Annotated in this window: 12 protein-coding genes; 2 read left to right on the top strand and 10 right to left on the bottom strand. The window is 60.0% G+C overall.

The annotated features are described in order from the left end of the window. Positions 1 to 64: 64 nt before the first annotated feature. Positions 65 to 991 carry a histone deacetylase family protein gene (locus H3Z84_RS12060; RefSeq protein WP_199457617.1) on the bottom strand — a complete coding sequence of 309 codons (927 nt, stop codon included), beginning with the start codon at positions 989 to 991 and terminating at the stop codon, positions 65 to 67. A gap of 205 nt (positions 992 to 1,196) precedes the next feature. Between H3Z84_RS12060 and H3Z84_RS12055 the strand changes: the two genes are divergently transcribed. Next, positions 1,197 to 3,944, top strand: coding sequence for a GNAT family N-acetyltransferase (locus tag H3Z84_RS12055; RefSeq protein WP_199457616.1), 2,748 nt, complete (start codon positions 1,197 to 1,199; stop codon positions 3,942 to 3,944). 13 nt (positions 3,945 to 3,957) lie between these two features. On the opposite strand, the gene rdgC is transcribed toward H3Z84_RS12055, so the two are convergent. The 8 genes from rdgC to H3Z84_RS12015 all read right to left on the bottom strand — a co-directional run bounded on the left by rdgC (position 3,958) and on the right by H3Z84_RS12015 (position 9,782). Beyond that, positions 3,958 to 4,884, bottom strand: a complete 927-nt coding sequence (rdgC, locus tag H3Z84_RS12050; RefSeq protein WP_199457615.1) for a recombination-associated protein RdgC — start codon at positions 4,882 to 4,884, stop codon at positions 3,958 to 3,960. Positions 4,885 to 4,973: 89 nt separating this feature from the next. Then, positions 4,974 to 5,174 (bottom strand): DUF2788 domain-containing protein, encoded by a 201-nt coding sequence (locus tag H3Z84_RS12045; protein ID WP_058340681.1) that lies wholly within the window; start codon positions 5,172 to 5,174, stop codon positions 4,974 to 4,976. 51 nt (positions 5,175 to 5,225) lie between these two features. After that, on the bottom strand, positions 5,226 to 5,996 hold the full coding sequence (gene yaaA / locus H3Z84_RS12040; protein WP_094625760.1) for a peroxide stress protein YaaA: 771 nt from the start codon (positions 5,994 to 5,996) through the stop codon (positions 5,226 to 5,228). 12 nt (positions 5,997 to 6,008) lie between these two features. Beyond that, positions 6,009 to 6,242 (bottom strand): glutaredoxin family protein, encoded by a 234-nt coding sequence (locus tag H3Z84_RS12035; RefSeq protein ID WP_199457614.1) that lies wholly within the window; start codon positions 6,240 to 6,242, stop codon positions 6,009 to 6,011. Then, positions 6,242 to 6,994: a YciK family oxidoreductase gene (locus H3Z84_RS12030; RefSeq protein WP_058340684.1), complete on the bottom strand. Its 753-nt coding sequence runs from the start codon at positions 6,992 to 6,994 to the stop codon at positions 6,242 to 6,244. Before H3Z84_RS12030 ends, H3Z84_RS12035 begins: the two co-directional genes overlap by 1 nt. Positions 6,995 to 7,059: 65 nt before the next feature. Beyond that, entirely contained in the window at positions 7,060 to 7,725 is a 666-nt protein-coding gene (gene gph, locus H3Z84_RS12025) for a phosphoglycolate phosphatase (protein ID WP_199457613.1), read from the bottom strand. Continuing rightward, positions 7,715 to 8,431, bottom strand: coding sequence for a bifunctional 2-polyprenyl-6-hydroxyphenol methylase/3-demethylubiquinol 3-O-methyltransferase UbiG (ubiG, locus tag H3Z84_RS12020; RefSeq protein WP_199457612.1), 717 nt, complete (start codon positions 8,429 to 8,431; stop codon positions 7,715 to 7,717). The genes gph and ubiG overlap by 11 nt, the downstream gene beginning before the upstream one ends. Before the next feature lie 22 nt (positions 8,432 to 8,453). Further along, the gene (locus H3Z84_RS12015; RefSeq protein ID WP_199457611.1) at positions 8,454 to 9,782 is read right to left on the bottom strand and encodes a TRZ/ATZ family hydrolase; all 1,329 of its coding nucleotides are present in this window, start codon (positions 9,780 to 9,782) and stop codon (positions 8,454 to 8,456) included. Between the two features lie 167 nt (positions 9,783 to 9,949). On the opposite strand from H3Z84_RS12015, the gene mtnA reads away from it, so the two are divergent. Further along, entirely contained in the window at positions 9,950 to 11,005 is a 1,056-nt protein-coding gene (gene mtnA / locus H3Z84_RS12010; RefSeq protein ID WP_199457610.1) for an S-methyl-5-thioribose-1-phosphate isomerase, read from the top strand. Here the strand turns inward: mtnA and H3Z84_RS12005 are convergent. Then, complete coding sequence (locus tag H3Z84_RS12005; protein WP_199457609.1) at positions 10,994 to 11,767, bottom strand: helix-turn-helix domain-containing protein; 774 nt, start codon at positions 11,765 to 11,767, stop codon at positions 10,994 to 10,996. The two genes, mtnA and H3Z84_RS12005, sit on opposite strands and share 12 nt — an antisense overlap.

Raw genomic sequence — 11,767 nt, 5'->3', positions numbered from 1 at the left:
GCCAAAAATTTTGCGGATTATACCAGAAGGTGCCGGCTATTGATCAGCCCGTTCCACGCGGAAGTCAGTAAACCGCGTTCAGCACGTCCAGGTGGGCGGCTACGCTTTCAGCCAGGGCTTTAAGGTGATACCCGCCTTCCAGGGTGGAGATGATCCGGTCGTTGGAATGGTCGTGGGCAACGCTGACCAGCATTTCGGTCAGCCATCGGTAGTCTTCGGTTTCCAGGTTCAGCTCGCCCATGGGGTCTTTCTTATGGCCATCAAAGCCGGCAGAGATCAGCACCAGTTGGGGCCGGAAATCCTGCAGCTTCTTCAGCCAGGCGGCTTCCACGATCTTGCGGTACTCGGTGGAGCTGCAGTTGGCCTCGATGGGGGCATTAACGATGTTGTCTGCCTGCCGGTGCACATGGGAGTGCGGGTAGAACGGATGCTGGAAGCTGGAGCACATCAGAATGCGCTCGTCGCCGCTGACGATATCCACCGTGCCATTGCCCTGATGCACATCGAAGTCGATGATGGCCACCCGCTCCAGGTGGTGGAAGGTGAGGGCGCGCATGGCCGCCAGGGCGATGTTGTTGTAGAAGCAGAAACCCATAGACTTGGTGCGCTCGGCGTGGTGTCCGGGCGGGCGGGCACAAACGAAGGCGTTGGTTACCTGGCTGCTCATCACCATGTCTACCGCTTGTACGTTGCCACCTGCGGCCAGGCGCGCCGCGTGCAAGGTATCTGGCATCATGGCGGTGTCTGGATCTGTAAAAACGCGGCCACGGGTGGGCTGCATCAGGTCCAGTTGCTGCAGGTAGGTTTCGGGATGCACGGTCAGAAGCTGGTCGCGGGTGATTTCTTCTGGTCTTACCCAGTCGAGATCTTCCTGCAGATGGGTATCTGCAAGGTAGGCCAGGATGCTTGATATGCGCTCAGGGCTTTCCGGGTGTTCCGGGCCCATGTTGTGCTTCATGCAGTCATCGTGGGAAAAGAATGCCGTGGTCATACGTGTAGTCTGTGCCTGAATCTGCTTCTTATTAAAACCATGTTATCAGGGATACCCGAAGTATGTCGTATTTCTTTGGTCTAATGGGCGTGATACGGATTTACATCAGGAAATCCCCATCTAAGATAAGGTATACATTGATAAGCATCCTGTATTACTGGAATTTTTAACCTGAAGCCCGTTGTATCACTCTGGGAGAGTCGCGTTGAGTACCCGCTATCTGGAAAGCCTGTTTAACCCCGAGTCTATCGTCGTGATCGGTGCATCCGAACGGGCAGATAACCTGGGTGGTATGGTTCTGCGTAACCTTCTGGGTGGCGGTTTTCCCGGCCGGCTGGTGGTGGTCAACCAGAGTGAATACGAGAACGTGCACGGGGTGCCCTGTGTCGAGAAGGTGTCGAAGCTGGACTTCACGCCGGACCTCGCCATTATCTGTACGCCGCCCAACACCGTGCCGAAAATGGTGCGCAAGCTGGGCGAGCGGGGTGTCCGAACGGCTATTGTGATGACCGGCGGTATGTCCCGTACCCACAGTAAAACCGGCCAGCCGCTGATGTACTCGGTGCGGGATGCCGCCCGTGAAACCGGAATCCGGGTACTCGGCCCCAACACCATCGGGCTGATGGTGCCGGCCCGGCACCTGAACGCCACCTACGCGCACATGGGTGCGATTCCCGGCCGGGTGGCCTTTGTGGGGCAATCCGGCACCATTGCAAGCTCGGTACTGGACTGGGCGTTTGCCCGGGGTGTGGGGTTTTCCTACTTCCTGACCCTCGGCGACGGCATGGACATCGACCATGACGACCTGATCGATTACCTGGCCCAGGATACCCAGACCCGCGCCATCCTGCTGCACATTGAAAGCATTCCAAACCCCAGCCGTTTCATGTCGGCGGTACGGGTAGCCTCCCGAACCAAGCCGGTAATTGCGGTTAAATCCGGCCGGGTGCCGGAATCCGAGTGGTTCTCCCACCAACTGCCGGCGGGGATTCGCCGGACAGACCCGATCTACGATGCCATGCTGCAGCGGGCCGGTGTGCTGCGGGTGGACGGACTGGGCCAGATGTTCGACGCCCTGGAAACCCTGACCCGCATGCGCCCCCTGCGCCGCGAATCCCTGGCGATTATGGGGAACGGGGTAGGGCCGGGTGTGCTGGCGGTAGACCGGCTGGCGGACCTGGGTGGGGAGCTGGCGGAACTGTCTCCGGGCAGTATTGATGCCCTGGCGGAATTGTTGCCGCCGTATTGGACGCGCAAGAACCCCATCGACCTGAACTACGATGCCTCGCCGGAGCTGTATGCCCAGGCTATCAAGATCCTGGCGAAGGACCCGAATGTCGCCAACGTGCTGGTGATGTACGCGCCAACCCTGGTGCAGGACAGCCTGCAGATCGCCGATGCGGTGGTGCAGGCCTCCAAGGGCACGCGCCTGAACATTTTCACCTGCTGGCTGGGCCAGAGCACGGTGATGGATTCCCGGGAGGAGTTCTACCGGGCCGGTATCCCTTCGTTCTTCAACCCGGAAAAGGCCGTGATGGCGTTCATGCAGCATGTGCGTCACCAGCGGGTACAGCGGCTGCTGACAGAAACGCCGGAATCTTTCACCGACCACTTTGCGGACCGGGCCAATACCCGCGGCCTGGTTGCCAAGGCCCTGCGTGACGGCCGCAAGCATCTTTCAAACCGGGAAGCCCGGCGGGTTATCCGTGATTACGGCGTGCACACCATCGACACCATGTACTGTGACGATATGGAAGAAGTGCTGGAGATGTTCTCCATCGAGCGCCGCCCGATCGACGTAACCGTGATCCACGAGCAGGTGTGTCATCCGTTCCTGGATCTCAGCCCCACCCAGCGCCGCTACAAGGGCACCGTAAAGAAGCTCAACAGCGAGCAGGCCATCATTGATGCCTGTCGTTTCCTGGAAGAGGAATACCAGGAGCATTTCCCGGACAGCGGCTTCCTGGGCTTTGCCGTTCAGCACTCCTACCAGCACGTGGGCGGAATTGAATTCAGCGTGGGCATTACCCGGGATGATGTGTTCGGGCCATTGGTGGTGTGTGGCGCCGCCGGTGCCCAGGTAAACATCATGACCGACCGGCAGATTGCCTTGCCGCCCCTGAACATGGTGCTGGCCCGTGAGCTGCTGCGCCGTACTTACATGTACAAGTTGCTGAAGGAACACAGCCTGAAGCCGGAAGAGGATATCCGGGCGGTGTCCGAGACGTTGGTGAAACTGTCCCAGATCGTGATCGACATTCCCGAGATCCGTGGTTTGGAAATTTCTCCGCTGCTGTTCAACGAGCAGGGTGCGGTGGCGGTTAACATTGCCATCAACCTGGACAGCAAGCCGGGTAAGCCGGTAATCCAGCCCTATCCGAAGGAGCTGGAAGAGTGGATTGTGCTGCCGAAATCCGGCCGTCGGGTGGTTATCCGGCCGGTACTGGCCGAAGACGAGCCGGCGCACCGCCAGTTCCACGAACACCAGTCACCGGAGTCCATCCGCTACCGTTTCTTCCAGTACCGCAAGAACTTCTCCCGGGAAGACGTGGCCCAGATGGTGCAGATCGACTACGACCGGGAAATGGTCTTTATCGCCAACGCCCCGAAGCAGGATGGTGAGGGTGAGGAAACCCTGGGCACCGTACGTACCTGGACAGACGCCGACAACCTGCGCTGCGAGTTTGCCGTGATGGTAGACGATCGCATGAAAGGCGAGGGCTTGGGCGTGGCGCTGATGCAGAAAATGATTGAATACTGCCGGGCCCGGGGCACCATGGAAATGATTGGTAACGTATTGCCGGACAACCGCCCGATGCTGCAGCTGGCGGAGCATCTGGGTTTCGAGATCAAGTTCAATCCGGAAGAGGAAGTGATGGATCTCCGGCTGGTACTGAACGAGCCGGAGAAGGACTGGCAGAAGGAACGGTTGAAGAAGGGGGGGCACCTGTAGCCCCCCTGTCTGATTATTCTTCGACGATGGCGGAGCGGTCTTCTCCGCCCAGTGCTTCCAGCAGTCCCGGAATCAGCCGGGACAGTTCCATCGTCATGATGGTGAAGGCGGCGTCAAACTTGGCCATAGCGTCGTCTGCGTCCACATTATCCAGCTGGTCTTGCAGGGTTTCGCCGAATTTCAGCCGGCGGATGCCCAGTTCTTCATCCAGCACGAACGATACGTTGTCGTCCCAGGTCAGGGCCAGCTTGGTTACCTGCATGCCTGTTTCCAGGTGGTTGCGGATTTCATCGGCTTTCAGGTCCAGGCCCTTGCAGCGCACCACGCCGCCATCTTCTGACGGGTCTTTCAGCTCGCACTCGCTGCCCAGCACAATGGTAGCCGGGTGGTCGATGCTTTCATTCAGCCAGCCGGTGAAGGTGAAGGCCGGGGCCTGTTCCACCGCCGGCGGGCGCACCGGCAGGGAACCCAGGCTTTTGCGCAGCGTAGACGCCAGGTCTTCCGCCTGCTTGGCCGAGCCGGCGTCGACCACCAGCACGCCGTCCTGGGGCGCCAGGTAGGCAAAGCAACGGCGGTTGCGGGAAAAGGCCTGGGGCAGCATTTCCAGCATGACCTGTTCTTTGATCTCTTCTTTTTCTTTCTTGCGAACTTTGCGGCCCTGTTCCACTTCAATGGCCTCGGCCCGCTCTTCCACCGCTTCCTTGACCACCGGGCCCGGCAGAATTTTCTCTTCTTTGCGCAGGGCAATCAGGTGATAGCCGTTGGCGCTGTGTACCAGTTGATCGCCGTGCTTGCCCAGCGGTGGAACCCAGCCCTGACGGGTGGTTTCCTGTGGGCCGCACGGTTTGAAAGCATCGGCCTGAAGCTTCTCTTCCAGTGCTTCGGCGGAGATATCAAAAGGCTTGGTAAAACGGAAAATCCGGGCGTTGCGGAACCACATGGGGCTAAATCCTTGCTAGAGGCTGTTGGTACAAAAAGGAGGGGGATGATACGGCTACCGCCGGTAGCCGTAAAGTGACGGCCGAGTGGTCAGATGTGCATGATCTCGACCAGCACGGTCTTCACAAGAAAGCCTACAACGCCTGCGCCCAGCACGGTAAACAGGGCGATGGTGCCAAACTTGCCGGCCTGGGATTTCTTGGCCAGGTCCCAAACGATAAAGCCCATCCAGACAATCAGGCCGGTCAGAAACACCAGCATGGCGATCTGGGAAAATACTGCTTCGTTCATGGTTACTCCGATATCAACTGAAACTGATCTTTGCAGGTTGGAACAAGCCGGTTACTGCTCGTCTCTCAGGAACACCCAGTTGTTGGTATCGGACTGCTCTTCACTGAAGTAGTAGCCTTCCAGGTTGAATCCTTTCAGGTCATCGGCCTGGGTAATCCGGTTCTGGATGGCATAGCGGCACATCAGCCCGCGGGCTTTCTTGGCGTAGAAGCTGATCATCTTGTACTGGCCGTTCTTCCAGTCTTTGAACTGGGGGGTCACCAGGCGGCCGTCGATGTCTTTCTTCTGAACGCTCTTGAAGTATTCGTTGGAGGCCAGGTTAACCAGCACCTTGTCGTCTGCTGCGAGCAGCTCGTTCAGGGCCTTGGTGAGTTTGCTTCCCCAGAAGGCGTAGAGGTCTTTGCCACGCTTGTTCTCGAACTTCGTGCCCATTTCCAGCCGGTAGGGCTGCATCAAATCCAGCGGCTTGAGCAGTCCATACAGGCCGGACAGCATGCGCAGGTGCTGCTGGGCAAAGGCGAAGTCGTCTTCGCTGAAGCTTTCAGCATCCAGCCCGGTATAAACGTCGCCCTTGAAGGCCAGGATGGCCTGGCGGGCGTTGTCCGGTGTGAACGGCGTGTGCCAGCTGCGGAAGCGCTCGGCGTTGAGCTGGCCGAGCTTGTCGCTGATGCTCATCAGGTTGCTCACCTGATGGGGTTCCAGTTCCTTGAGCTGGTCGATCAGCTCGCAGGCATCATCCAGGTAGTCCGGTTGGGTATAGGTTTCCGTGGCCAGCGGGCTCTCGTAATCCAGAGTCTTGGCGGGGGAAATGATCATCAGCATGTCAGCGGATCCTCATTGCAGAAACGTCAGTAACTGGTCCCTGGTAAACGGCCAGCCAAGTTCCGCACCGGTGTCGCTGCGGCGCAGCACCGGAATGCGGGTGCCGTAGCGTTCCACCAGCTCTTCAGACTGGGCAATATCCACCACATCTACCGGGATGGGCTCCGGCATGGGCGTGTTCGCCAGCAGGGCTTCTGCCAGTTCACACAGGTGGCAATTGGAGGTGGTGTAAAACAGTAATTCCATTATTTTTTCGGCTGCGCGTCGATTTGCTGGCCGTTTACACCCCGGCTGTCCTTGCCCATCAGGTACAGGTACACCGGCATCAGAGCTTCCGGTTCCGGGTTTTTCTTCGGATCTTCCGCCGGGTACGCCAGCAGGCGCATGCCGGTGCGGGTCGCACCCGGGTTCAGGCTGTTCACCCGAATATTATTGCGCTCGTCGTCCAGCTCGTCGGCCAGCAACTGGGCCAGGCCTTCCACGGCGAACTTGGATACCGCATAGGCACCCCAGTAGGCCCGCGCCTGGCGGCCGACACCGGAGGAGGTGAAGATCATCGACGCATCATCGGATTTGCGTAGCAGCGGAATCATTGCCCGGCTGAGCAGGAACGGGGCGGTGGCGTTAACGTGCATCACCTTGTTCCAGGTTTCCGGGTCGTACAGTTCTACCGGGCTGCGGGAGCCCAGAATGCCCGCGTTATGCAGCAGGCCATCCAGCCGACCGAAGTTTTCCTCGATGGTCATGGCCAGTTCTTCGTAGTCCTTGACCGCCGCGCCTTCGAAGTTCATCGGCACAATGGCCGGTTGCGGATGGCCGGCGGCTTCGATTTCGTCGTAGACCTCTTCCAGCCGGCCTACGGTGCGGCCCACCAGAATCACGGTGGCGCCGTGGGCGGCGTAGGCTTTGGCGGCAGCGCGGCCAATGCCGCTGCCGGCTCCGGTTACCATGACAATGCGGTCTTTCAGAAGATCGGCGGGTGCCTGGTAATCTTGCATAACCTGTCTCCGTGTTCAGGCGTTTTCCGGCCCGAATAGTGCCGGGATTGAACGAAAAAGGGGGCTTATTGTAACAGCTTTGCCAGGTCGCTGACGGTGTCGGCAATGATATCGGCTTGCCACAGATCAACCGTGTGGGGTTGCTCGATGTAACCGTAGCGCACAGCGATGGTGCGCATGCCGGCGTTACGGCCGGCTTCGATATCCCGCTCGTGGTCGCCAACATACACGGCCTGTTCCGGCGCAGCACCAATTCTCTGGCAGGCCAGGAACAGCGGCTCCGGGTGTGGTTTGCGTTCGCTGACGTGGTCCGGGCAGATCAGGGTGGCGCAACGTTGGGCCAGCCCCAGTGCCTGTACCAGCGGCTCGGCAAAGCGTACCGGCTTGTTGGTGACAATGCCCCAGGGAATGCCACGGGCTTCCAGGTTTTCCAGCAGTGAGTCCATGCCCTCGAACAGGGTGGTTTCTACCGCTACGCCCGCCTCGTATAGGTCCAGAAAAGCCGTGTGCTTTTTCACGTAGCCGTCATGCTCTGGCTCCAGCCCGAAACCGACCCGGATCATGGCCCTTGCGCCATTGGACACCGAAGGGCGGATTTGTTCGGCCGCCAGCGGTTCAAGGTTATGGAGCTGGCGCAGCTGGTTCAGGCAGCGGATGAAATCCGGTGCGGTGTCGATCAGGGTGCCATCCAGGTCAAACAGTACCGCAGAGGGTTTTTGATCAGTCTTCACGAATATCCCGCGCGTGCATCAGGTAGTTGACGTCGACATCACGGCCCAGCTTGTAGCTTTTGGTGATGGGGTTGTAGGTCATACCGGTAAGCTCGCGCACGTCCAGCCCGGCGTGGCGCAGGTAGTCGGACATTTCCGAGGGCCGGATGAACTTCTTCCACTCGTGGGTGCCCTTGGGCAGCATGTTCAGCACGTATTCCGCGCCCACAATGGCAAACAGGAAGGACTTCGGGTTGCGGTTGATGGTCGACACAAACAGGTGGCCGCCCGGGCGCAACATGGCCGCGCAAGACTTGATGACCGAGCCGGGGTCCGGAACGTGCTCCAGCATTTCCAGGCAGGTGACGGCGTCGTACTGGCCGGCATGTTCCGGGTCCCGGGCCAGCTCTTCGATGGTGGTCTGGCGGTAGTCCACCTTCACACCGGATTCCATGCCGTGCAGCCGAGCTACGTTCAGCGGGGCTTCGCCCATGTCGATGCCGGTTACGTGGGCACCACGCAGGGCCATGCCTTCAGACAGCAGACCGCCACCACAGCCAACATCCAGTACTTTCTTGCCTGCCAGCGATACCCGCTCGTCGATGTAGTTCAGGCGCAGGGGATTGATGTCGTGAAGCGGCTTGAACTCGCTGCTGGGGTCCCACCAGCGGCTGGCCAGTGCTTCAAACTTGGCAATCTCGTTCTGGTCTACGTTCTGGTTGCTCATGGAGTGCACCTGGTTGAGATAATTAACTGAGAATCTTGTTACGCCAGTCGCTGACACGCAGCATCAGGTCTGGCACATCGATACGGGTCAAGCGGCCGTCTTGTACCTGAGGTACGCCGTGAATCCAGCTGTGGCTTACTGCCCGGCCATGGTTGCTGTACACCAGGTGAGAGGCCGGGTCGTACACGGGCTGCAGGAACGGGTCGCTGAGATCAACGGCAATCAGGTCGGCCAGTTTGCCCGGCACCAGCGAGCCCAGTTCGTGGTCGCGGCCCAGGGCCCGGGCGCCGTTAATGGTCGCCATCTTGAGTGCGGTGTGTGCTGACACGGCGGCAGCATCCCCGGCCACCACCTTGGCCACCATGGCCGCGGTTTTCAGTTCGCCGAACAGGTCGAGGTCGTTGTTGCTGGCAGCACCGTCGGTACCGATCGTGACATTGATGTTGCTGTCGATCAGCTTCTGAACCGGGCAAAAGCCGCTGGCCAGCTTCAGGTTCGATTCCGGGCAGTGGACGATGTGCCCTCCGGCCCGGGCCAGATGCTCCAGATCGGAATCGTCAATCTGGGTCATGTGCACATACTGGCTGTTCGGGCCGAGTACGCCCAGTTCTGCCATCCGGGCTACCGGGCGCTTGCCGGTGGCCTTTACGGCTTCGTCCACTTCGAAGGCGGTTTCGTGCAGGTGTATTTGCAGGGCCGCACCGGTTTCCTCTGCCAGCTTAACGGCTGCCGTCAGCGGTTGGTCAGACACCGTATAGGGTGCATGGGGGCCGATGGCGGGCATGATGTAGTCGTCGTGCTGCCACTGGGCAATCAGGTCGGCACCTTTGCCCAGGTAATCCTCCGGGCCGGAGCCCCACACCGTCGGGTTGTCCAGCAGGGGGAAGCAGATCTGTGCGCGCATGCCAACGTCGTGGGCCACCTGGGCAGTCACCTCCGGGAAGAAATACATATCCGAGAAGGTGGTGGTGCCGGTGCGCAGCATTTCGGCCATGGCCAGGCGGGTGCCGTCCAGAACAAAGGGTTCGCTGACAAAACGGCCTTCGGCCGGCCAGATGTGGTCGTTCAGCCAGGTCATCAGTGGCATGTCGTCGGCCATGCCCCGGAACAGGGACATCGCGGTGTGGCCGTGCAGGTTGATCAGCCCTGGCAAGACCACGTGATGGTCCAGGTTGATGGTTTCCCGGGTGCGGAACTTCTGGTCTGCTTCGCTCTGGGGCAGGATATCGGCAATACGGCTGCCCTGAAGGATAACGGCCTGGTGCTCCAGAACCACGCCAAAGGGTTCCATGGGTATCAGCCAGCGCGCGTTGATCCGGGTGTCGGCCGCAGTAATGGTGTCTGCCGTCATTAACCTGCCTTGTCAGCTATTGGCACGGTTGATCGTGCCGGAAAATTCAACTCGGAAGTATAACCAGCCCGCTGCAACAGAACTACCCCGGCCACCGGGCCAATGGAGGTATAAACGAGGTAGGAAAAAGCTATACTGCGTTTTTTTCACCCCCTGCGGAGCTGTTTATGGCCAATTCCCCTTCCTCCCGTTCCATGGGCACTGTAGCCATGCGCTGGCATGGCGACCGGCTTGAGCTGCTGGACCAGCGATTGCTGCCTGGGGAGGAGCACTGGATTACCTCGGAGGGCGCTTCCGGCGTGGCTCAGTGTATTGCCGATATGGTGGTTCGGGGGGCGCCCGCTATTGGTATCAGTGCCGCCTACGGAGTTGCCCTGGCGGCAGGCCATGCCGGTACTGACGATTGGCAGGGCGAGATTGAGCGGGCGATGGATGAACTGGCCCGTTCCCGCCCGACCGCGGTAAACCTGTTCTGGGCCCTGGAGCGCATGGGCAGGGTCTTCCGGGCGTGTCAGTCCTTGCCCGAAGCAGCGGAGCAACTGGCTGCCGAAGCGGTACGTATTCACGAGGAAGACCTGGCAGCCAACCTTGCCATGGCGGACCATGCGCTGGAGGTCATGGACTTACAGGCACCCATATCCGTGCTGACACACTGCAATACCGGCGCCCTGGCCACTGGTGGTTATGGCACGGCACTGGGAGTAATCCGTCGCTTGCATGAGAAGCAGTTGCTGGAACGGGTGTACGCGGATGAAACCCGCCCCTGGCTGCAAGGCAGTCGTCTGACGGCCTGGGAACTGACCCGTGATGAAATCCCCGTCACCCTGAATGCCGATGGTGCAGCGGCCGCCATCCTGGCCAGCGGTAAGGTGAAGTGGATTGTGGTGGGGGCAGACCGTATTACGGCCAATGGTGATGTGGCCAACAAGATCGGTACCTACAACCTGGCGGTGCTGGCACGTTATCACAATGTGGGCTTTATGGTGGTGGCGCCGTCCAGCACCGTGGATATGGCCCTGGCGTCTGGCGCGAAGATTCCCATTGAAGAGCGGGAAGGTACGGAAGTCCGGGAGATTCGGGGCATTGCGCTGGCGCCGGCGGGCGTGGAGGTGTTCAACCCGGTGTTCGATGTTACCCCGGCCAGCCTGATTGATGCGATCGTAACCGAGAAGGGCGCTGTCCGGCATCCGGACCTGGCGGCCATGCAGGCGCTATTTGCCTGATTCTTTGTCGGCCCCGGATTTTCCTGCGGTGGCCTGGCCGGCCTGGAGGTTTGCTTTCAGGTCGGCCACCTGCTTTTCCTGCTCTTCCACGAAGTGCATGGACATCTCAAAGCTGTGGCGGGTGAACTCCAGAACCTTGCGGAAGCCTTCATCCGACAGGGTGCGGGCATCGTCATGGCGCCGGAAAATATTGATAAATTCCCGTTCCCGCTCGAACTGCAGCGGTATGCGCCCGATGCCCCAGTCGTTCAGCAGTTGCCACACCTCCGGGTTGTAGTTGCGGGTAGTGCGCATGATGAAGGGAATCGGGTCGTTGCGGGCAATCAGTGCCGCAAGGCGCAGAATCAGCTCGAAGGACAGGGTAGACGTACCGTTCTCGATGGCTTCCAGCAGCGACTTGTCTTTCAGGTTGAGGGCTTCGCTCATTTCCGAAAGCGTAAGCCCGGCCACTTCGCGGATGTCTTTCATGGACTGGCCGGCGGTGAGCATGGCCCGCAGCTGATCCTGGGAGTTAATCAGCGCGCGGCCCACCCGCAGGGAGGTATCGGTGGCCTTGGCACCCAGGCGAAGGGCAGAACCGGTAAATCCCGCTATCCGCTCCAGTATGCCTTCCGGGCTCCTGGCCTTGTTATCCCGTCCTGCCAGGCTTTCCACTTCGTCCATGGAGCGCATGGCGTGCAGGGCATCCAGCAGCATGTCCCGGAACAGGGCGGCGCGCTGCTGGCTATCCTGGTTGGCTGGCTCCCGGTCGGTGTCTGCCAT

The organism is Marinobacter sp. bablab_jr003 (genome assembly GCF_016464245.1).
In the GTDB taxonomy this organism is placed as follows: Bacteria; Pseudomonadota; Gammaproteobacteria; order Pseudomonadales; family Oleiphilaceae; genus Marinobacter; species Marinobacter vinifirmus.
This window is presented reverse-complemented; position numbering and strand designations above follow the sequence as displayed.